The 19,561-nt window shown below is 70.9% G+C and carries 19 protein-coding genes and 1 pseudogene; 8 read left to right on the top strand and 12 right to left on the bottom strand.

Translation table 11 applies throughout. The annotated features are described in order from the left end of the window. Positions 1 to 14 precede the first annotated feature (14 nt). The 5 genes from ftsY to dapF are packed head-to-tail and all read right to left on the bottom strand — an operon-like array spanning position 15 to position 4,007. Positions 15 to 1,295 carry a signal recognition particle-docking protein FtsY gene (gene ftsY, locus DEW08_RS16620; protein WP_425429101.1) on the bottom strand — a complete coding sequence of 427 codons (1,281 nt, stop codon included), beginning with the start codon at positions 1,293 to 1,295 and terminating at the stop codon, positions 15 to 17. A 36-nt stretch (positions 1,296 to 1,331) separates the two neighbouring features. Then, complete coding sequence (mtaB, locus tag DEW08_RS16615; protein WP_109328973.1) at positions 1,332 to 2,600, bottom strand: tRNA (N(6)-L-threonylcarbamoyladenosine(37)-C(2))-methylthiotransferase MtaB; 1,269 nt, start codon at positions 2,598 to 2,600, stop codon at positions 1,332 to 1,334. Continuing rightward, on the bottom strand, positions 2,593 to 2,871 hold the full coding sequence (locus DEW08_RS16610; RefSeq protein WP_109328971.1) for a DUF2442 domain-containing protein: 279 nt from the start codon (positions 2,869 to 2,871) through the stop codon (positions 2,593 to 2,595). The genes mtaB and DEW08_RS16610 overlap by 8 nt, the downstream gene beginning before the upstream one ends. Positions 2,872 to 2,875: 4 nt before the next feature. Beyond that, positions 2,876 to 3,148 carry a DUF4160 domain-containing protein gene (locus DEW08_RS16605; RefSeq protein ID WP_211107143.1) on the bottom strand — a complete coding sequence of 91 codons (273 nt, stop codon included), beginning with the start codon at positions 3,146 to 3,148 and terminating at the stop codon, positions 2,876 to 2,878. Then, positions 3,129 to 4,007, bottom strand: coding sequence for a diaminopimelate epimerase (gene dapF, locus DEW08_RS16600; protein WP_109328967.1), 879 nt, complete (start codon positions 4,005 to 4,007; stop codon positions 3,129 to 3,131). Before dapF ends, DEW08_RS16605 begins: the two co-directional genes overlap by 20 nt. A 117-nt stretch (positions 4,008 to 4,124) precedes the next feature. Between dapF and DEW08_RS16595 the strand changes: the two genes are divergently transcribed. Further along, positions 4,125 to 4,727: a hypothetical protein gene (locus DEW08_RS16595; protein ID WP_109328965.1), complete on the top strand. Its 603-nt coding sequence runs from the start codon at positions 4,125 to 4,127 to the stop codon at positions 4,725 to 4,727. Between the two features lie 3 nt (positions 4,728 to 4,730). Continuing rightward, entirely contained in the window at positions 4,731 to 4,946 is a 216-nt protein-coding gene (locus tag DEW08_RS30760) for a hypothetical protein (RefSeq protein WP_146214701.1), read from the top strand. 26 nt (positions 4,947 to 4,972) lie between these two features. Here the strand turns inward: DEW08_RS30760 and DEW08_RS16590 are convergent, their stop codons facing one another. The 3 genes from DEW08_RS16590 to DEW08_RS31545 form a co-directional block, all read right to left on the bottom strand. After that, positions 4,973 to 5,404: a GtrA family protein gene (locus tag DEW08_RS16590; protein WP_245986344.1), complete on the bottom strand. Its 432-nt coding sequence runs from the start codon at positions 5,402 to 5,404 to the stop codon at positions 4,973 to 4,975. Further along, the gene (locus DEW08_RS16585; RefSeq protein WP_109328963.1) at positions 5,401 to 6,378 is read right to left on the bottom strand and encodes a glycosyltransferase family 2 protein; all 978 of its coding nucleotides are present in this window, start codon (positions 6,376 to 6,378) and stop codon (positions 5,401 to 5,403) included. Before DEW08_RS16585 ends, DEW08_RS16590 begins: the two co-directional genes overlap by 4 nt. A gap of 132 nt (positions 6,379 to 6,510) precedes the next feature. Further along, positions 6,511 to 8,142: a hypothetical protein gene (locus tag DEW08_RS31545; RefSeq protein ID WP_109328961.1), complete on the bottom strand. Its 1,632-nt coding sequence runs from the start codon at positions 8,140 to 8,142 to the stop codon at positions 6,511 to 6,513. A 302-nt stretch (positions 8,143 to 8,444) separates the two neighbouring features. Here DEW08_RS31545 and leuD point away from each other — a divergent pair, with 302 nt between their 5' ends. Together leuD and leuB are read left to right on the top strand one after the other, a co-directional pair. Next, a complete protein-coding gene (gene leuD / locus DEW08_RS16575; protein ID WP_109328958.1) occupies positions 8,445 to 9,056 on the top strand; it encodes a 3-isopropylmalate dehydratase small subunit in 612 nt (203 codons plus the stop codon). A 66-nt stretch (positions 9,057 to 9,122) separates the two neighbouring features. Beyond that, complete coding sequence (gene leuB, locus DEW08_RS16570) at positions 9,123 to 10,238, top strand: 3-isopropylmalate dehydrogenase (RefSeq protein ID WP_109328956.1); 1,116 nt, start codon at positions 9,123 to 9,125, stop codon at positions 10,236 to 10,238. A 154-nt stretch (positions 10,239 to 10,392) separates the two neighbouring features. Here leuB and DEW08_RS16565 read toward each other — a convergent pair whose 3' ends face one another. From DEW08_RS16565 to DEW08_RS16555, 3 genes are all read right to left on the bottom strand, one after another. Further along, positions 10,393 to 10,719, bottom strand: a complete 327-nt coding sequence (locus DEW08_RS16565) for a con-10 family general stress protein (protein ID WP_109328954.1) — start codon at positions 10,717 to 10,719, stop codon at positions 10,393 to 10,395. Positions 10,720 to 10,817: 98 nt separating this feature from the next. Then, positions 10,818 to 11,699: an HpcH/HpaI aldolase/citrate lyase family protein gene (locus DEW08_RS16560; RefSeq protein WP_109328952.1), complete on the bottom strand. Its 882-nt coding sequence runs from the start codon at positions 11,697 to 11,699 to the stop codon at positions 10,818 to 10,820. A 150-nt stretch (positions 11,700 to 11,849) separates the two neighbouring features. After that, positions 11,850 to 12,272, bottom strand: a complete 423-nt coding sequence (locus DEW08_RS16555; protein ID WP_146214700.1) for a hypothetical protein — start codon at positions 12,270 to 12,272, stop codon at positions 11,850 to 11,852. 282 nt (positions 12,273 to 12,554) lie between these two features. Here DEW08_RS16555 and pdxY point away from each other — a divergent pair, with 282 nt between their 5' ends. Then, positions 12,555 to 13,415, top strand: a complete 861-nt coding sequence (gene pdxY, locus DEW08_RS16550) for a pyridoxal kinase PdxY (protein ID WP_109328948.1) — start codon at positions 12,555 to 12,557, stop codon at positions 13,413 to 13,415. A 125-nt stretch (positions 13,416 to 13,540) separates the two neighbouring features. Here the strand turns inward: pdxY and DEW08_RS32500 are convergent. Continuing rightward, positions 13,541 to 14,572: pseudogene (locus DEW08_RS32500) on the bottom strand (PAS domain-containing sensor histidine kinase); the annotation flags it as partial. Positions 14,573 to 15,943: 1,371 nt separating this feature from the next. On the opposite strand from DEW08_RS32500, the gene zapE reads away from it, so the two are divergent. The 3 genes from zapE to DEW08_RS16530 all read left to right on the top strand — a co-directional run bounded on the left by zapE (position 15,944) and on the right by DEW08_RS16530 (position 19,459). After that, positions 15,944 to 17,110, top strand: coding sequence for a cell division protein ZapE (zapE, locus tag DEW08_RS16540; protein ID WP_109328946.1), 1,167 nt, complete (start codon positions 15,944 to 15,946; stop codon positions 17,108 to 17,110). Positions 17,111 to 17,440: 330 nt separating this feature from the next. Then, on the top strand, positions 17,441 to 18,760 hold the full coding sequence (locus tag DEW08_RS16535; protein ID WP_109328944.1) for an aminotransferase class I/II-fold pyridoxal phosphate-dependent enzyme: 1,320 nt from the start codon (positions 17,441 to 17,443) through the stop codon (positions 18,758 to 18,760). Positions 18,761 to 18,979: 219 nt separating this feature from the next. After that, on the top strand, positions 18,980 to 19,459 hold the full coding sequence (locus DEW08_RS16530; RefSeq protein ID WP_146214699.1) for a hypothetical protein: 480 nt from the start codon (positions 18,980 to 18,982) through the stop codon (positions 19,457 to 19,459). Positions 19,460 to 19,561: the final 102 nt, after the last annotated feature.

Here is a 19,561-nt window from a genome sequence, read left to right as displayed (position 1 = left end):
GACCGCCGGTCCGCTCACTTGCCCTCCAGCCCGACCAGCGACTTGGCGAAGGCCTCGGCGTCGAAGGGCCGCAGGTCGTAGACGCCCTCGCCGATGCCGATGGCGTGGACCGGCAGCTTGAACTTCTCGGCCAGCGAGACCAGCACGCCGCCGCGGGCCGAGCCGTCCAGCTTGGTCAGGATCAGGCCGTTGACGTTGACCATGTCGCGGAAGATCTCGACCTGCGAATGGGCGTTCTGGCCGGTGGTGGCGTCGAGCGTCAGCAGCGTGGTGTGCGGCGCGCTGTCGTCCAGCTTCTTGATGACGCGGACGATCTTGCGCAGCTCCTCCATCAGGCCGGTCTTGTTCTGCAGCCGGCCGGCGGTGTCGATCAGCAGGATGTCCACCCCCTCCTGCCGCGCCTGCTCCAGCGCGTCATAGGCGAGGCCGGCGGCGTCCGCCCCGGTGTCCCGCGCCACCACCGGGCAGCCGGTGCGCTCGCCCCAGATCTTGAGCTGGCTGACCGCCGCGGCGCGGAAGGTGTCGCCGGCGGCCAGCATGACGCTCCTGCCCTCGGCGCGGAACTGGCGGGCCAGCTTGCCGATGGTGGTGGTCTTGCCGGTGCCGTTGACGCCGACCACCAGGATGACGTGCGGCTTCAGCGCCGGGTCGATGACCAGGGGCTTGGCCACCGGGCCGACGATCTTCGTCACCTCGGCGGCGAGCGTGGTCTTGACCTCCTCCGGCGAGACCTCCTTGCCGAAGCGGGTGCGCGCGAGTTCGGCCGTGACCTTGGCCGCCGTGGTGGGGCCGAGGTCGGCGGTGATCAGCAGCTCCTCCAGCTCCTCCAGCGCCTCGTCGTCCAGCTTGCGCTTGGTGAAGATGCTGCCGATGCCCTCGGTCAGCTTGGAGGAGGACTTGGCGAGCCCTTCCTTCAGCCGGGCGAACCAGCCCTTCTTGGTCGGTGCCTCCTCCTCCTCCTCGGCCGCCGGGGCGGCGGCGGCGGCAGGAGCGGCGGCGATCGGGGCCGGCGCTGGGGTCGGCTCGACCGTCTCCGGCAGATCCGCGCGCGGTTCCGGCCCGCCGGAGGGAGCGGCGGCGGGCGGGGCGACCGGCGGCGGGGCCGGCGTCTCGACGGCCGGGGGGGCGGCAGCTCGGGCTCCGGTGCCGGGGCGCTCACCGCCGGCGCGGCCGGTTCGGTCTCGGGCTGCGGCGCCGGTTCGGCGGCCGGCGGCGGCGGAGCGGCCTCCTCCGGACGGGCCTCCGGCGCCTCGTCCTTGCGGGCCTGTTCCTCGGGCTTCTTGCGGCCGAACCAACGCAGGATCATGGGGTGTCCGATGCCAGAAAGGGGGTCAAAGGGGGGTGCCGGTCAGCACGCCGTCGCGCACGCCGTCGATCCGCGCCCGGACGACCGAGCCCGCCGGATGGGGCGTGCCGAGGCGGACCAGCGCGAAATGCTCGGTCCGGCCGAGGTCTTCCTTCTCGACCAGCACGTCGGCCTCGCGCCCGACCAGGGCTGCGAGCGTGCGGGCCTCGGCCTGCGCCCCGGCGGCACGCAGCCGGGCGGCGCGCTCCTTGCGGACGGCGCCGTCGACCTGCGGCATGCGGGCGGCCGGCGTGCCGGGACGCGGGCTGTAGGGGAAGACGTGCAGCCAGGTCAGCCCGCACTCCTCGACCAGCCGCAGGGTGTTCCGGAACATCTCCTCGGTCTCGGTCGGGAAGCCGGCGATGAAGTCGGCGCCGAACACCACGTCCGGCCGCAGGTCGCGCACGCGGCGGCAGAAGGCGATGGCGTCGTCGCGGCCGTGGCGGCGCTTCATCCGCTTCAGGATCAGGTCGTCGCCGGCCTGCAGCGACAGGTGCAGGTGGGGCATCAGCCGCGGCTCACCCTCGATCAGCCGCCAGAGATCCTCGTCCATCTCGATGCAGTCGATGGAGGAAAGGCGCAGCCGCTTCAGCTCCGGCACGCAGGCCAGCAGCCGGCGCACCATCTGCCCCAGCGACGGCGTGCCCGGCAGGTCGGGGCCGTAGCTGGTGATGTCCACGCCCGACAGCACCACCTCGTTGTAGCCGGCGCGCACCAGGGCCTGCACCTGCTCGACGATGGCGCCGATCGGGACGGAGCGCGAGGGGCCGCGGCCATAGGGGATGATGCAGAAGGTGCAGCGGTGGTCGCAGCCCTGCTGGACCTGGATGAAGGCGCGGGCCCGGTCCTCGAAGCCGCCGACGAGATGGCCGGCGGTCTCCTTCACCGACATGATGTCGTTGACCAGCACCTTCTCGCCCGGCGGCAGGCCCCAGCTCTCGGGCTGCAGCTTCTCCTGGTTGCCCAGCACCTGATCGACCTCGGGCATCGCCGCATAGCGCTGCGGGTCGATCTGGGCGGCGCAGCCGGTGACGACGATGCGGGCGTCCGGCCGCTCGCGCCGCAGCTTGCGGATGGTCTGGCGCGCCTGCCGCTCGGCCTCGGAGGTGACCGCGCAGGTGTTGATGATGACGACATCCTCCAGCCCGGCCCTGCGGGCATGGTCGCGCATCACCTCGGACTCGTAGCTGTTCAGCCGGCAGCCGAAGGTGACGATCTCGGGAGCGGCGTTCTTCAGGTGCAGATCGTCAGGCATGGTGGCTCCGTGCGGCTCCGGGCAAGGGGGCGCCGGTCACCTGGGAATACAGCACCGCAGGGTCGAGGTCGGCGCCGTTGGGCCAGACGACGGTGCCAAGCTCCGGATCGACCCGGACGGCGGAGAAGGTCGACCGGTCCCGCAAGGCAGCGAACACGCCGACGAAGCCCACCAGCTTCGACACGTCGACATCGCCTTGCGCACCATCCTCGAAGCGGAGGCGCAGGCGGTAGCCCTCCAGCGGCTCGACGGAAACGACGTCCTTCAGCATTGTCTCATTCCAACGGAGCGATCGGCAGCAGAATCTCATGGCGGGGCGCCAGGTCCCAGTCCGCGCGAAGCTCCTCCCTGTGTCTGGCGGCCCGCTCGGTCACCAGCCCGAGTGCCCTCGGCGTAAGCTCGCCGTCGATGATACCCAGCGTCTCGATGTCGATCGCAGCCTTCCGGCTTCCATAGCGGGCGTGGAAGTGCGGAGGCGCGTGATCATTGTAATACATGACGATGATGATGCCGAAGAACCGGCAGATTTCAGGCATCGGCACACTCATGCCGAACCACCGGCCCGTCTGCCGGCCCCTCTGCCGGCCCCTCTGCCAGACGCCCGGTGAAGCTCGTCGCCACCGGGCCGGTCATCAGGACATGGCCGTCCCCGGTCCATTCGATGGTCAGCGTGCCGCCGTCCAGGATGACGTCCACCTTGCGCCCGGTCAGGCCGCGGCGCATCGCGGCGACGCCGACCGCGCAGGCGCCGGAGCCGCAGGCGCGCGTGATGCCGGCGCCGCGCTCCCACACGCGCATGCGCACCGCGGTCGGCGACAGCACCTGCGCGAACTCGATGTTGGCGCGCTCCGGGAACATCGGGTGATGTTCCAGCGCCCCGCCGATCTCCTCCAGCGGCACCGCCATCACGTCGTCGACGAAGAAGACGGCGTGCGGGTTGCCCATGTTGACGGCGACCGGGCCGCCGAAGCCGCCGTGCGACACCGCCTCGACGCGCAGCGTGTCGGCCGGTCCGGCCAGCGGGATCTGCTGCCAGTCGAGCCGGGCCGGCCCCATGTCGACGGTGACGCGGCCGCCGTCGGCGCGCGAGGCGTGCAGCAGCCCCGCCGCCGTCTCGAAGCTCACCCGGTCGGCGCCGGCCTCCTCCATCAGCAGCCAGCCGATGCAGCGCGAGGCGTTGCCGCAGGCGGCGGCCTCGCTGCCGTCGGCGTTGCGGATGCGCATGAAGGCGCTGGCCCCCGGTTTCGTCGCCGGCTCCACGATGATGAACTGGTCGCAGCCGACGCCGGTCTTGCGGTCGGCGATCGCCTGTACCTCGGCCGCGCTTGGCCGATAGGGCGTGGAGCGGGCGTCGATCACGACGAAGTCGTTGCCGAGCCCATGCATCTTGAGGAATTCGCGCGTCATAGCCGCCGTTATATGGCGAGGACGGAGCGCGAGTCCATAAGGTGCCCTGGTTGACCGCTCAGCCATGCGCGGGTAGAAGGGCAGCGCCACAACCCGAAAGGGATTATCGGGACGCCGATGCTCCATATTCTGTCCCTCAACACGATGGATTGCACGGTCCAATCGCACATTCTGACTCGGGGACGGGCGACCGATCAGGAGCACATCAAGGCCTACGATCTTCCCAGCGGCCGGATTTGCGTCGGCGGCGGGCAGTCGCGCAGCGCCGTCGCCGTGCCGGACGACCTGCTCGGGATGTTGCTCGACCCGAAGGCGGAGCTGTACATCCACCACAACCACCCGGACGGCTGCGGCTTCAGCCGGGCGGATCTGGTGTTGGCGCTCGGCAGAGAGAACAGGGCGCGCGGCAAGCTGTTCGCCCAGGGGCATGACGGTTCGGTCTACGGCGTGATGATCGCCAACCGCGACCACATAGACGTGCTGTACCGGCAGGCGGCCCACTGCGCCGAGCACGCGTTGAAGGAGGCCATCTCAGGCGGGGGCCTGCCGGTCTCGGTCGCCCGCTCCCATTTTGCCCATATCGTGAGCCTGGCTTTGGACCTGGTCGGAGTCATGCATTACGAGTTTGCCATGTCCGAATCGAGGCTTGACGGCTGGCTGCATTACGCCGACCATTTGAGCAAGGTCGTCATGACCGCTGCTGCCGCGGTTGGGAGGTAGGTCATGCCTCGATACCTCATTGAAGAGCCGAACCCTTTTGCAACGCGCGAGGAGTGGCTGGCTTTTCGGGCCTCCCTGGCGCAACTGCCGGCTGACGATCCCGATGTGGCGGCAGCCTTGCGCGCGGCGGACGAGGTGCTCGGCAGGACGCCGGGGCCGCAGTTTCCTAACACAGGGCCGGACACGACGGGGCCGGCGCTTTTCCGGCTGTACGCCTGACGCCGCTCCGGCGGATCGCCTGACGCTCACGCCCCCTTGAACACCAGATGCTTCGAGGCGGCGAAGTTGAAGAACATGCCGGCGAGGGAGCCGGCGGCGACCGCCAGGAAGGGGTGGGTGGCGACCAGCTCGACATTGGCCTCCAGCCCGACCGAAACCGCATAGTTGACGACACCCCCAACGGCGTTCGCCGTGATGAACTTCGCCCACTGGCGGTGGATCGGCTCGTCGCGCGCGCCGCGGAAGGTGAAGGCGCGGTTCAGCGCCCAGGTGGCGGTGGCGGCGGCGAAGAAGGAGGGGATGCGGGCCGCGAAGAACTCCAGCCCCAGCGCGAGCCCGGCATAGAGGACGGCGGTGTCGACGACGAGGCCGATGACGCCGACGATCCCGAACTTGCCGAACTGCACCGCCAGCCGGCCGAGCCGGCTGTCGAGCGCGCGGGCGATCATGCCGCTCATCCCGTCACCCCGCCCGCCACCCCGCCCGTCATTCCATCGGCGGCCGGCCCGGTGCCCGGCGGATGGCTGCCGGGGGCGGGGATCGACAGGTAGCGCATCCGCTTCATCTCCCGGCGGCCGAGCGTGACGGTGTCGAGGATCAGGCCGCAGGTCAGGCTGAGGAAGGCCAGCAGCATCAGCCCCATCGACAGCACGGCGGTCGGCAGCCGCGGCACCAGCCCGGTCTGCCAGTAGGTCGAGACCAGCGGTCCGGCCAGCACCACCGACGCCAGCGCCAGGACGCCGAACAGGACCGAGAAGAAGGGCATCGGACGCTCCTCCTTCACCAGGATCAGGATGGTCCGCAGGATGCGGATGCCGTCCCGGATGGTGTTCAGCTTGGACTGCGACCCGGGCGGCCGGTCCTTGTAGGGGGTCTTCACCTCGGCGATCGGCATCCGCAGCTCCAGCGCATGGACGGTCAGCTCCGTTTCTGTCTCGAAACCACTGGACAGCGCCGGGAAGCTTTTGACGAAGCGGCGGGAGAAGACGCGGTACCCCGACAGCATGTCGTTGATCCGGTTGCCGAAAACCCTGGCGACGATGCCGGTCAGCAGCTTGTTGCCGAAGCGGTGGCCGGGCCGGTAGGCCTCGACGATCTCGGTCACCCGCTGGCCGTTGACCATGTCGAGCTGTTCCCGCCACAGCCGCTCGATCAGCGCCGGGGCGGAGGCGGCGTGATAGGTGTCGTCGCCGTCCACCAGCACGTAAACGTCGGCCTCGATGTCGGCGAACATGCGCCGCATGACGTTGCCCTTGCCCTGCAGCGGCTCGCGCCGCACCACCGCGCCCGCCTCGCGCGCCACCTCGACCGTCCGGTCGCGCGAGTTGTTGTCGTACACGTACACGGTGGCGTCGGGCAGGGCGGCGCGGAAGTCCGCCACCACCTTCCCGATCGCCGCCTCCTCGTTGTAGCAGGGGATCAGCACGGCCACGACGGGCGGGCGCTCCGCCGCGGTCGCGGCGGCCTTGGCGGCGGGGAGCGGTCGAGGGTCGTCACGGTCATGGCCAGTCCGGTGCGGCTTCGGTGGAAGGTGATGGCGGGATAAACACCACAAACCCGTGCCTTAATCCACCGCAACCCGGTGGACCGGGCAGAGGTTCAGCGGTTCGCCCAGATTGTTCGGGATGGCCCGGCAGCCCTCGGCGTCGAGCCGCAGGCCGAGCAGCCCGGCGGCCTTGGCGGCGCCCGGCGTGTCGGGGATCGTGCTCAGCATCAGGAAAGGCCCGCGATGGGCGGCCACCCGGTCCTGCAGGATCGCCAGATAGCCGTTGCCGACCGAATCCGGCTGCAGGAAGTTCGACTGGATGCGCACGAAGGGCATGCGCGGCGGGAAGGCCGGGATGACGTGGGCGATCGCCCAATAGCCGGCCATCAGCACCATGCTGTGGTCCGGATCCTCGATCGGCGGGATCTCCGCCTGCACCCAGCGGTCGGCCCCCGGCGCCGTCGGCCAGGCGACGCGGCCCCAGTCGGCCGGCTGCACCGTCGCCTGGACCGCGACCAGCAGGACCGCCGCCAGCGCGACCTTCGCCCGGCGCGCCAGCGGCAGCAGCCCGACCGCCATCACCAGCGCCAGCGGGGCCAGCATCTCCAGCGGGACGAGGTAGCGGTAGATGCAGAACATCACCACCCACAGCGCGTAGGTGACCGCGGCGGCGGCCAGCAGGAAGCGGGTGGCCGCAGGGTCGGCCAGCGGCTCGTTCCGCCAGCGCAACAGCTTGGCGGCGAGCGCTGCCAGCGATGCGGCCGGAACCAGAACGAACAACGCCAGGACCCGCAGGTCGAACCACGGCACCTCGCCGACCTTCAGCGGCGCGAAGGTGAAGAAGACGGGGAAGAGCAGCCGCTCGACGCGGTCCTTGGGGAAGAAGCCGACGTTGACGTAGTCGGAGATCGCCGCGTAGGGCGAGCGGAAGACGTGGTTCATGTGCGGGAAGACCGGGTTCCCGTAATCGTGCCACAGATGGGCCATCCAGAAGCCGCCGGCCAGCGCCAGCCCGCCCAGAACGCCGATCCCGAAGAAGAAGGACAGCCACAGCCGCCGCCACGGCCGCGCCGGCAGGGCGAGGAAGGCGAGGCAGAGGCCGACCGCGTAGATCACCGTCGGGTTCTTCAGCCCCATGGCGGCCCCCGCCATCAGCCCGGCCGCGGCCACCCGGCGGAAGGCCGGCGCCGCGCGGCCCTCCAGCAGCAGCGGCATCGCGCCGGCGACCGCCACCAGGGCGCCCAGCACGCCGATGCTGACGAGGTTGTCGTGGAAGGTGGTGCCGATCAGGCCGAGCGTGCCGCCGCCCAGCCCGCCCATCGCCGCCAGCGCCATGGCGGCCAGGGTCCGCTGCAGCGGCGTGCCGATCGACAGGCAGTGTCGCGCCAGCAGGAACAGCAGCGACAGGTTGATCCCCTGCAGGGTTCCCCAGACGAACCCCGCCGCCCGCGCCGGCAGCCGGTCGGCCAGCAGGAAGAAGGGGGCGTCGAGCAGCGGATTGTAGAAGGTCGGCATCTGCGCCGGCAGCAGGTCGTAGCCGATTCGCCCGGTCAGCAGCGCATAGCCGTTGTACCAGTGGTAGTTCCGCAGGTCCCAGTTGGCGTCCATCCCGAAGGCCAGCGTCAGCGCTCCGTACAGCAGGGGGGCCAGCACCACGAAGGCGAGCGACAGGCGGCGCGGGGCGGGGTCGGCGGTGTGGCGGATGGTCATCGGTCGGGCTTGCGGTCTCGTTGATCCGGGGCGGATGGGATATCGGGGCGGGATGTTGGTAGGCGAGAGCGCCGGCCGCATCAAGGGCCGCACTCAGATTGAGCCGGAGGGCGTCGCGCCTCCCCCGATCGGGTGGCTGCGGCGCAACATCGTTGCGCCCCGTTGCGTCCCGCCATTCTTTTTCGCACAGTGCGAGCGGTGGCCGCGGCAAGCTTCCTCTGGCAATGCGGGGGCTGGTCTGCTATTCACCGACACTCCGCATGCGCACGTTTGCGCTTCCTTGCGCGACAGGATTTCTGGCGATGGAAAAGTTTACGGTTCTCACCGGCGTCGCGGCGCCGCTGCCGATGATCAACGTCGACACCGACATGATCATTCCCAAGCAGTTCCTGAAGACCATCAAGCGGACCGGGCTCGGCAAGCATCTGTTCGACGAGATGCGCTACACCCCCGACGGCCGGGAGGTCGAGAGCTTCGTCCTCAACAAGCCGGCCTACCGCTCCGCCAAGATCCTGGTGTCCGGCGACAATTTCGGCTGCGGCTCCTCGCGCGAGCATGCGCCCTGGGCGCTGGCGGATTTCGGCATCCGCTGCATCATCGCCCCCAGCTTCGCCGACATCTTCTACAACAACTGCTTCAAGAACGGCATCCTGCCGATCAGGCTGCCGAAGGAGCAGGTGGACCTTCTGCTCGACGACGCGTCGCGCGGCTCCAACGCCGTGGTCACCGTCGATCTGGAGCGGCAGGTCATCACCGGGCCGGACGGCGGCTCCATCCCGTTCGAGGTCGATCCCTTCCGCAAGCACTGCCTGCTGAACGGTCTGGACGACATCGGGCTGACGCTGCAGAACGCCGCCACCATCGACCAGTTCGAGGCGAAGCAGCGCGGGGGCCAGCCCTGGATGTGGGCGTGACCGCCGGGGCTCCTCGCCCTTCCGTCTTCCTCTTTCATGTGTCCGTATTCCAGGAGAGCGTGCGCCATGCCCGCCAACAAGAAGCTTCTGTTCCTGCCGGGTGACGGCATCGGTCCCGAGGTCATGCGTCAGGTGCGCCGGGTCATCGACTGGCTCGACCGCAAGCGCAACGTGACCTTCGACGTGACGGAGGGGCTGGTCGGCGGCGCCGCCCTGGACGCCTACGGCGTGGCCCTGAAGGACGAGACGCTGGCCGACGCGCTGGCGGCCGACGCGGTGCTGCTGGGCGCCGTCGGCGGCCCGAAGTGGGACAACCCGTCGGACTACACCAAGCGGCCGGAGGCCGGCCTGCTGATGCTCCGCAAGGAGCTGGGGCTGTTCGCCAACCTGCGCCCGGCCGTGGTGTTCGACGCGCTGGTCGACGCCTCGACCCTGAAGCCCGACGTCATCCGCGGCCTCGACATCATGATCGTGCGCGAGCTGACCGGCGGCGTCTATTTCGGTGAGCCGCGCGGCATCAGCGACATCGGCAACGGCGAGCGCCGCGGCGTCAACACCCAGGTCTACACCACCTCCGAGATCCGCCGCGTCGCCCGCGTGGCCTTCGAGCTTGCCCGCAAGCGCAACAGGAAGGTCCACTCCATGGAGAAGGCGAACGTCATGGAGTCCGGCCTGCTGTGGCGTCAGGAAGTGACCAAGCTGCACCAGGAGGAGTTCCAGGACGTCGAGCTGCACCACATGTACGCCGACAACGGCGCCATGCAGCTCCTGAAGAACCCGCGGCAGTTCGACGTGATCGTCACCGACAACCTGTTCGGCGACATCCTGTCGGACGAGGCGGCGATGATGACCGGCTCGCTCGGCATGCTGCCCTCGGCCTCGCTGGGCGCCCCCGACGCCAACGGCGGCCGCAAGGCGCTCTATGAGCCGGTGCACGGCTCGGCGCCGGACATCGCCGGCAAGGACCTCGCCAACCCCTGCGCCACGCTGCTCTCCTTCGCCATGTGCCTGCGCTACTCCTTCGACATGGAGGCCGAGGCCGGCATGCTGGAGAAGTCGATCCAGAACGTGCTGGGCGGCGGCATGCGCACGGCCGACATCATGGCCCCGGGCATGGCGCGCTGCTCGACCACCGTCATGGGCGATTCGATCCTGCGCGAGCTGGACAAGCTGGCGTCCTGACCGGATCGCTGCCGGACCGTTCCGGCGCCGGAATAAAACAGAATAAAGAAAGCCCCTTCCCGGTCACCCGGGGAGGGGCTTTGTCTTGACGCGCTGTCCTGGGACGCAGGACCGGGGCAGACACCCGCGGTGCCGGTCATCGGTCGGCGTCTCGTCAGTCGGCATCGCCGGGCCGGGCGACGGCACCGCCGCGTCCGCCGTGGCTGGCCTGCCCGCCCTTGCGTCCGGCTTCGGCCGCCAGGGACGGGTTGCGCGAGAAGCTTCGCGAGGAGGCGGGAACGCTCCGTCCCCCCTTGCGGCCCGCTTCCGCTGCCAGTGCGGGATTCTTGGAGAAGCTTCGCTTGTCCGCGGGCACGCTTTCCCCGCCCTTGCTCGCGATCTCGCGCTGACGGTCGGGGTCCATCGACGCGAAACCACGGTTGGACGTGCGGCCGCCCCCGGACCGGCCGCCTTCACTCAGACTGCTGTCTTTCGAGGCCATTGCTCAACCTCCACCTCTGCCACGGTCCGACAACCGATGGCGGTAGAGGTTGGTTCCGCAGCGGATTGCGGATTCCGCGAAGGATCCGCGATGCCCCGTCAGGCTCCCGCTTCGAGCGCGGCGATGGCCTCGGCCAGCGCGACCAACCGCCGGGCGTTCTCGACGTGCAGGTTTTCCACCAGCCTGCCGTCGACCAGCACGACGCCCTGGTCCCGGGCGACCGCCTCGGCATGGGCGGCGATGATGCGGCGGGCGTGGTCGACCTCCTCGGCGGCCGGCGCATAGGCGGCGTTGCAGGCGGCGATGGTCTTGGGATGGATCAGCGTCTTGCCGTCGAAGCCCAGCTCGCGCCCCTGCCGGCAGGAGGCGGCGAAGCCCTCGTCGTCGTTCAGGTCGAGATGCACGCCGTCCAGCACCGCCAGCCCGTAGGCCCGCGCCGCCAGCAGGCAGAGCCCCAGGCTGGTGATCATCGGCAGCCGGTCCGGCGTGTGCGCCGCGTGCAGGTCCTTGGCGAGGTCGGAGGTGCCGAGCACCAGCGCCCCCAGCCGCGGCGAGGCGGCGGCGATCTCCCGCGCGTTCAGGATGCCGAGCGGCGTCTCCATCATGCACCACAGGCGCTGGCCGTCCGGCGCCCCGGCGGCGCGCAGCACCGCCTCCGCCTGGCGCACCATGTCCGCGCTCTCGACCTTCGGCAGCAGGACGGCGTCGGCGCCGCTGGCGGCGGCCATCACGAGGTCGTCATAGCCCCAGGGGGTGTTCAGCCCGTTGCTGCGGATCACCAGCTCGCGCCCGCCATAGCCGCCGGCGGCGATGGCCTCGCGGATGGTCGTCCGCGCGGCGGCCTTGGCGTCCGGGGCGACCGCGTCCTCCAGATCCAGGATCAGCCCGTCGGCCGGCAGGCTGCGGCCCTTCTCCAGCGCCCGGGCGTTGGAACCGGGCATGTAGAGCACACTGCGGCGCGGGCGGACGGTCTGGGCCATGGCGGACTCCTCGGGGCTGGCTGCGTGTCGCGATGGACGGAGCCCCAGCTTTATCCGCCGGCCGCGCGCAAGTCCATGAGGCGAAGCGACCGTCTCCCGGCCGATCCGGACGGCACCGTGCCGGACGATGCCGGATCGGGCGCCACCGGATCAGGCGGCGCGGCGGACCTGCCGGGCGCGGGCGGCGCGCACGGCGGCGAAGGCCTGCCACAGGCCGCGCGGCTGCTCGCCGGCGACGGCGGGCGGCTGGCCCGGGCGCAGCAGGACGGGCGACAGCGACTCCGCGCCGTCCATCCGCAGCCGGTCCACCTGCAGGCAGCGGCAGCCGGCCCCGCTGCGCGCGGCGACCGGGCAGGCCCGGCAGGAGGACTCCATCACCTCGGCCAGCGGCAGCGGGGTAGGGGCGGCGCCGGCATCCACCCCGTCGATCAGCGCGCCGACCGTCTCGGCATGGACCATGGCGTCGCCCAGCAGGTCGATCGCCCCGTCGAGCTGGAGGACGGCCCCGCCGGACAGCAGCAGCGGCGGAGCCGACTTGCGCCGCAGCTTCATACGCATGAACTCGATTGCCATGGGCCGTTGTCCGACAGGGTATAGACCTGACGTGAAGGGTAGGGCCGATCATCGGCCTCCGGGAAGGAAATTCTCATTGCAGCGCACAACCCTGAGGCGCCGAATGGTTTCAAGCCAAAAACACCTGTCATTTCGGGCCGGCAAGAAGCGATACGATATGAAGATGCTTACGGGGTCGGAATTGTTTCAGATGCAAGGGGGTGCGCATCCGCTGCATGGCCGTCATGCAAGGCCGGTGCGCGGGGTTTACCGATTGCCCTGCCCTCGCATAGGCTTTTGTCCATGAAGACCGTCCTTTCGATCCAGTCGCACGTCGCTTACGGCTATGTCGGCAACCGCGCCGCGGTGTTTCCGCTGCAGCGCCTGGGCATCGACGCCATCGCCGTGAACACGGTCCAGTTCTCCAACCACACCGGCTATGGCGCCTGGACCGGACAGGTCTTCACCGCCGAACACATCGCCGACGTGGTGGACGGCATCGCCGCGCGCGGGGTGCTGCCGCAGTGCGACGCGGTGCTCTCCGGCTACATGGGCGACGTCGGGCTCGGGCAGGTGATCGTGGAGACCGCCGCCCGCGTCAAGGCCGCCAATCCGCAGGCGATCTACTGCTGCGACCCGGTGATGGGCGACGTCGGCCGCGGCTTCTTCGTGCGGCCCGGCCTGCCGGACTTCATCAAGGCCCACGCTGTCCCCGCCGCCGACCTGATGACGCCGAACCAGTTCGAGCTGGAGTATCTCGCCGACCGCCCGGTCGGCACGCTGGACGACGCGCTGGCCGCCACCGCCGCGCTGCGCAGCCGCGGTCCGCGCCTGATCCTGGTGACCAGCCTGACCCGCAGCGACGTGCCGTCCGACACCATCGAGATGCTGGTGGACGATGCCGACGGCGCGTGGCTGGTGGCGACGCCGCGGCTCGACCTCACCCCGTCGCCCAACGGCTCCGGCGACGCCGTGGCCGCCCTGTTCCTCGCCCATTACCTCGCCAGCCGCGACCCGGGCGAGGCGCTGGGCCAGGCCGCCGCCGCCATCTTCGCCATCTTCGAGGCGACCAGGACGGCCGGCACGCGCGAACTGCAGATCGTCGGCGCCCAGGACGCCTTCGTCCGGCCGGAGCGGCGCTTCCCCGTCACCCGCCTGCGCTGATCCGGCGCGGTCTCAGGCCAAGGCCGTTCCCGCCCCGCGCCCGCCGCCACCGACGCGATGACCCGGCTGGCCGGCAGGCGCAGCGTCATCTCCGTCCCGACGCCGACTTCGCTGCGGCAGGTCAGCGTGCCGCCGTGCAGGGCGGCGAGGTTGTGCGAGATCGACAGCCCCAGCCCCGTCCCCTCATAGCGCCGGTTGGCCGAGGTTTCCGCCTGGCGGAACGGCTCGAACAGGTGCGGCATGAAGGCGGCGGGAATGCCGATGCCGGTATCGGCCACCGTCAGGGCGAAGCCGCCGTCCTCCTCCAGCCTTGCGGCGACGGTGACGGTGCCGCCGGCCGGCGTGAACTTCACCGCGTTGGACAGCAGGTTCAGGATGATCTGCTTCAGCGCCCGCTGGTCGACCCACAGATCCTCCAGGACGGTGGAGCTGTGCTGCAGGTCCAGCCCGGTCTCGCGGGCGCGGTCGCGCACCATCATCAGGCACTGGGTCAGCGCCATGTCGACGCCGACCGCCTCCTCGTGCAGCTCGTAATGGCCGGATTCGATCTTCGACATGTCGAGCACGGCATTGACGATCTCCAGCAGGTGCCGGCCGCTGTCGTGGATGTCCCGGGCACAGGATTTCTGCCGCTCGTTCAGCTTGCCGAAGAATTCGCTGTCCAGGATCTCGGCAAAGCCGATGATGGCGTTCAGCGGCGTGCGCAGCTCGTGGCTCATGTTCGCCAGGAACTGCGACTTGGCCCGGCTGGCCATCTCGGCCTGCGTCTTGGAGGCGAGCAGCTCCGCCTCCTGCTGGCGCCGGCGCGTCTCGTCCCGCACCACGCCGACGAAGATGTGCGTCGATCCGGCCGCCCGCCGCCCCGGGCCGCGGCGCGACGGCAGGCGCAGCTCGCTGACCGACAGGCTGATGGGAAAGGTCGTGCCGTCGCGCCGCACCGCCAGCAGGTCGCGGTTGGCCGGGATCATCAGCGGCCCGCCGTCGCGCGCGCGGTGCTCGGCGATGTGGGCGCGGAACTGCGCCTGCTGGTCGTCCGGGATCAGCAGCCCGGCGTCGCGGCCGATCAGTTCGGCCTCGGCATAGCCGAACATGCGCTGGGCGGCCGGGTTGAAGGTCTCGATCCGGCCGCGGCCGTCCAGCGTGATGACCGCGTCCATCATGGAATCGAGAATGCCGCGGATGCGGCGCGACGCGTGGTTCAGCCTCTCCTGGTCGATGTCGCGGCGCGCCTGCTGGCGCACGACGAAGCCGGTCAGCACCGCGATCGCCAGCGTCATCCCCAGGCCGATGGCGGCCCAGACCATGCTGTCGCGCCGCCATTCGGCCAGCGCCGCGGACCGCGGCAGGGTGGTGACGACGATGAAGGGATAGCCCTTCACCTTCAGCATGCTGACGATGCTGTCGCGGCCGTCCGGCGCCGTCGCCCGCAGGGTGGCGCCGCCCGCCGGCCGCAGCACCCCGGTCACCGCCGGCCAGTCGTCCAGCCGGTGCAGCGGCGGGGCGTCGCCCGGCCAGCGCTGCAGCAGGATCGTCCCGTCCTCCAGCGCCAGGATCACCGCGCCCTTGCGGTCCAGCCGAAGCGTCTCGAAGGTGGAGCCGAGGCGGAAGGGGTCGACCATCGCGACCAGCACGCCGCGGAACCGCCCCGCCGCATCGCTCCAGCGGCGGCTCATCGGGATCACCTGCGTTCCCGCCACGACCCGGCTGGCGATCGGCCCGCCGACGTGGAACGGCGATTCCGGCCGGGCCGAATGGACCGAGAAATAGCCGCGGTCGGTCAGGGCGAAGCCCGGCAGCGGCGCGTCGGCGGAATGGTTCAGCACATGTCCGCTCTCGTCCACCACCACCAGGTCGGCGATCTGCGGGAACACGCCGCGCCGCTCCTTCAGGTGGCGGTGCACCGCCGGGTTTCCCCGCTCCCGGCCGCCGGGATGCAGATCCAGCGTCAGGCCGAGGTCGGACAGCATCAGGTCGACGCCGAAGACGGTGCGGAGCGTCTGCTCCTCCAGGGTGCGGGCGAGGTCGCGGGTGGCCTGCTCCGCCGCCTCCACCGATTCCGCGTAGCGCTTGTGGATGCCGTAGCCGATCAGGGCGTTGACCACCAGGATGAAGGCCGCACCCGAGGCGAGCATGAGGAACCGCACGGAGCCGAGCGTGCTCCGCGCAGCGCGCGCCGCCCGCCCCGCCCGCCCGTCGGGAGCGGTGGCGTCCGTCGTCTCGCCGACCGGGTCGGTGACACCCATTGCGTTGCGGCCTCTTCCGGGCGGTTCGGTCTGCGGCAGTGCGTTTCCTGCGGGTCGACCAGACTAGGCGGGAAAATGGTAACGGAGCCTTAACCGAGAGCATGCCGGCCCCCGCGAGGCCTGCGCGATTTGTCCCACCCCGGCGCACGCCGTCGGGCCGTCCGGGGCGCCGGCATGCGCCGGTCCCTTTTTGCAGGGCACGATCCCGCCCCCGGTCATTGCCGGGGGGGCCGGCATCCGCTAGGTAAGGACCAGCATTCCGCCCACCGCCGAAGCTGTACATCCATGTCCGAAGGTCCGCTCGCCCGTTATCGTGCCCGCCGCGGCACCGGCACCCTGCGCCCCGATCCCGACCAGGAGCTGGCCGCGGAGAAGTTCCAGAGCCTGTACCAGGCGCTGAAGGGCTATCAGCCGCCGTCGATGGAAAGCGAGGCGAAGACCGGCTGGCTGCAGCGCTTCGGCCTCGGCCGTCTGCGCGCCGCGCCGCCGTCGCCGGAGATCGCCTCGACCGCGCCGCAGGGGCTCTACCTCTATGGCGGGGTGGGGCGCGGCAAGTCGATGCTGATGGACCTGTTCTTCGAGACCGCCCCGGTGGAGAAGAAGCGCCGCGTCCATTTCCACGAGTTCATGCTGGAGGTGCACGAGCGCATCCACCAGTACCGCCAGTCCGGCAAGGGCAAGGCCGGCGGCGCCGACGACAGCCTGCCCGAGCTGGCGCGCGCCCTGGCGGACGAGGCATGGCTTCTGTGCTTCGACGAGTTCCACGTCACCAACGTCGTGGACGCGATGATCCTCGGCCGGCTGTTCACCAACCTGTTCGACCTCGGCGTGGTGGTGGTCGCCACCTCCAACTGGCCGCCGGACATGCTCTACAAGGACGGGCTGCAGCGCGAGCTGTTCCTGCCCTTCATCGCCCTGCTGAAGGAGAAGCTGGACGTCCTGTCGCTGGAGGGGCCGACCGACTACCGGCTGGACCGGCTGCAGGGCATGCCGATCTACCATTGGCCGCTGGGTGCGGAGTCCGACGCGCGGATGAAGGAGGCCTTCGCCGCGCTGACCGGCGGCCAGCCCGGCGAGTGCACGCATCTTCTGGTGCAGGGCCGGCGGGTGGACATCGAGCGTGCGGCCAAGGGTGTGGCCTGGGTGGATTTCTGGGACCTGTGCGGCAAGCCGTTCGGCGCCGCCGACTATCTGGCGATCGCCACGCATTTCCACACGGTGCTGATCGACGACGTGCCGACCATGAAGGACGAGCGGCGCAACGAGGCCAAGCGTTTCATGACGCTGATCGACGCGCTGTACGAGCACAAGGTGAACGTCGTCATCGCCGCCGAAGGCCCGCCGGAGCGTCTCTACCCCGAGGGCACCCACGCCTTCGAGTTCGAACGCACCGTCAGCCGCCTGATGGAGATGCAGAGCGAGGACTACCTGAAGCTGCCTCACCTGACCTGACCGGCGGGTGACGGCAGGCGACGCCGGTGCGGCATGCCGGCATTTTCCGGACGATCTTGTCCCGGCCGCGCCGGCCGGTTACCTTGTCCGCCATCTCCTCCCGGATTGCGTCCTCTCTTCCCTGCGGTCCCGCCGTCGGCGCCCCCCGTTGTGCATCCCCTGCACAACGAATGTGCACGAATGGATCGGCCCAACCCCCTGGCGGCACACGGGAAATGCCGGCTGCACCGCATTGTGCGGCGGGATGTCCGCGCACAGCGCGCACAGGCGGGCCCCGTCCGCCGAGGGGCCGGCATTGACGCAATGTCCTAGAGCACGTACGCCTCTGTCATGGACAATCCGTACATCGAAGGCCGCACCGTCGCCGAGATCGCCGCCAGCGTGGAGCGGGCGATCCGCGACGGGCGGGTGGGGGAGGGGGCGCGGCTGCCCCCCGTGCGCGAGGTGGCCGACCGGCTCGGCGTCAACCGCAACACGGTCGCCACCGCCTATGCCCGCTTGCGCGACGCCGGGCTGATCACCGGCTCGGGGCGGCAGGGCTCCATCGTCTGCTCCATCCCGGCGGTGGACGCCTATCGGCCGCCGATCCCGTCGCGGGCCCGCGACCTCGCCTCGGGCAACGTCGATCCGGCCCTGCTGCCGGACCTGACGCCGCACCTCGCCGCCCTCGCCCTGCCGCCGGGCGGCTACGAGATGGCGGAGGACGATCCGGGGCTGGTCGGCTTCGCCCGGCGGGCCTTCCGGCAAGACGGCATCCCGGCCGAGGCGGTGGCCGTCGTCTCCGGCGCGATGGACGGGCTGGAGCGGGCTCTGCGCACCCATGTGCGGCCGGGCGATACGGTGGCGGTGGAGGACCCGGGCTATGTCTCCGCCCTGCTGCTGATCCGGGCGCTGGGGCTGCGGGCGGCTCCGGTGCCGACCGACGGGGAGGGGATGCTGCCCGCGCCGCTGGAGGGGGCGCTGGCGGCCGGCGCGCGGGCGGTGCTGCTGACGCCGCGGGCGCAGAACCCGACCGGCGCCTGCCTGTCGGCGGAGCGGGCGGCGCGCATCGCCGCGGTGCTCAACCGCCACCGCGGCGCCCTGCTGATCGAGGACGACCATGCCGGTCCGGTGGCCGGCGCCGAGGCCATGACCGCCGCCCCGCCGGACGGGCAGGCCCGGCCCTGGCTGGTGGTGCGGTCGGTGTCGAAGTTCCTCGGGCCGGACCTGCGGGTGGCGGTGGCGGCCGGCGATGCGCTGACGCTGGCGCGGCTGCGCAACCATCAGGCGCTCGGCCCCCGCTGGGTCAGCCACCTGCTGCAGCGGCTCGTCGGCCGGGTGTGGACGGCGCCGGAAACCGCGGCGCTGGTCGGGCGGGCTGCCGTCCGCTATGCCGAGCGGCGCGACGGCCTGCTGACCGCGCTGGAGCGGCGCGGCATCCGCGCCATGGGGGCCTCGGGCCTGCATGTCTGGGTCCCCGTCCAGCGCGAGGCGGAGGTGGTGCAGGGCATGCTGGCGCGCGGCTGGGCGGTGCAGGCCGGCGAGGTGTTCCGGCTGCGCAGCGGTCCGGGCATCCGCATCGGCATCGCCGGCCTCGCGCGTGAGGAGGGGGAGACCGTCGCCGCCGCCCTGACGGAGGTGCTGAACCCGCCGCGCAGCATCTATGCCTGAGGAGGGGGCCTGAGGAGGGGGCCTGAGGAGGGGGCCTGAGGAGGGGGCCTGAGGAGGAGGCCTGGGACGGTAGCCTGGGAAGGGGATCCGGGAAGCGGAAGCCCGGCTGCCGGCCGGGCTACTCCGTTTCGCTCGGCTCTCCACCGATTTGCACGGAAGATCGCGCCCGGCCCGGCGTTGTATCCCTGACGGTTGGAACGGCAGCGGAGGTGAGGCGCGATGCCAGGAGAGGGCCGGGGCCGGGTGCTGGCGGCGATGATCCTGCTGGCGGCGCTGGGGGCGCCGTCCGCCCGGGCGGGCGAGGCCGACCGGGCGAATCCCGGGCCGGAGAACGTCGATTGCTGGCTGCTCGGCGAGGACCGCCGCGCGGCGGCGCGGGAGCAGGGCCTCTGCGGCGACGCCTTCGCGCGCAACAGCCAGCCCGGCCAGCCGCCGGTGCTGACGGTGCCGGCTGCGCCCCTTCCGGCGGCGAAGCCGGAGCCGCCGCCCGACAAGCCCCGCCGCGTCGCCCGCACCGGGTCGGGAAGCAAGGCGACGCAGCGCTGGTCCAGCTCGGCCTCCTCGTCGCAGGCCATGCGCTCCACCCGGACCGGCGACTTCTTCACCGACTTCCGCAACGACTTCGACAGCCTGATGACCCTGCTCGGCGGCCAGCAGGGCGGCCGGCGCGGCACCGCCGACCGGGGCGGCGGACGATAGCGGATGGGAGGATGGCGGACCGGGAGCGCCCACGAAAAAGGGCGCCTTGCGGCGCCCCCTTCCGGCCAGCCCCTCGCGCGGGCTGGCGGATCGTGACCGGGA

The organism is Azospirillum thermophilum (assembly GCF_003130795.1).
GTDB lineage: Bacteria > Pseudomonadota > Alphaproteobacteria > Azospirillales > Azospirillaceae > Azospirillum > Azospirillum thermophilum.
The sequence above is the reverse complement of the archived record's forward strand: the minus strand, read 5'-3'. Positions and strand labels throughout refer to the sequence as shown.

Coding starts and splice junctions, on each gene's coding strand:
- DEW08_RS30760 (WP_146214701.1), top strand. CDS start 4,731: ATGCCTCGATACCTCATTGAAGAGCCGAACCCTTTTGCAACGCGCGAG.
- dapF (WP_109328967.1), bottom strand. CDS start 4,007: ATGACGCGCGAATTCCTCAAGATGCATGGGCTCGGCAACGACTTCGTC.
- DEW08_RS16605 (WP_211107143.1), bottom strand. CDS start 3,148: ATGAGTGTGCCGATGCCTGAAATCTGCCGGTTCTTCGGCATCATCATC.
- DEW08_RS16555 (WP_146214700.1), bottom strand. CDS start 12,272: ATGGCAATCGAGTTCATGCGTATGAAGCTGCGGCGCAAGTCGGCTCCG.
- mtaB (WP_109328973.1), bottom strand. CDS start 2,600: ATGCCTGACGATCTGCACCTGAAGAACGCCGCTCCCGAGATCGTCACC.
- DEW08_RS16610 (WP_109328971.1), bottom strand. CDS start 2,871: ATGCTGAAGGACGTCGTTTCCGTCGAGCCGCTGGAGGGCTACCGCCTG.
- leuB (WP_109328956.1), top strand. CDS start 9,123: ATGCCCGCCAACAAGAAGCTTCTGTTCCTGCCGGGTGACGGCATCGGT.
- DEW08_RS31545 (WP_109328961.1), bottom strand. CDS start 8,142: ATGACCATCCGCCACACCGCCGACCCCGCCCCGCGCCGCCTGTCGCTC.
- DEW08_RS16590 (WP_245986344.1), bottom strand. CDS start 5,404: ATGAGCGGCATGATCGCCCGCGCGCTCGACAGCCGGCTCGGCCGGCTG.
- pdxY (WP_109328948.1), top strand. CDS start 12,555: ATGAAGACCGTCCTTTCGATCCAGTCGCACGTCGCTTACGGCTATGTC.
- DEW08_RS16595 (WP_109328965.1), top strand. CDS start 4,125: ATGCTCCATATTCTGTCCCTCAACACGATGGATTGCACGGTCCAATCG.
- DEW08_RS16530 (WP_146214699.1), top strand. CDS start 18,980: ATGCCAGGAGAGGGCCGGGGCCGGGTGCTGGCGGCGATGATCCTGCTG.
- leuD (WP_109328958.1), top strand. CDS start 8,445: ATGGAAAAGTTTACGGTTCTCACCGGCGTCGCGGCGCCGCTGCCGATG.
- DEW08_RS16560 (WP_109328952.1), bottom strand. CDS start 11,699: ATGGCCCAGACCGTCCGCCCGCGCCGCAGTGTGCTCTACATGCCCGGT.
- DEW08_RS16565 (WP_109328954.1), bottom strand. CDS start 10,719: ATGGCCTCGAAAGACAGCAGTCTGAGTGAAGGCGGCCGGTCCGGGGGC.
- DEW08_RS16535 (WP_109328944.1), top strand. CDS start 17,441: ATGGACAATCCGTACATCGAAGGCCGCACCGTCGCCGAGATCGCCGCC.
- zapE (WP_109328946.1), top strand. CDS start 15,944: ATGTCCGAAGGTCCGCTCGCCCGTTATCGTGCCCGCCGCGGCACCGGC.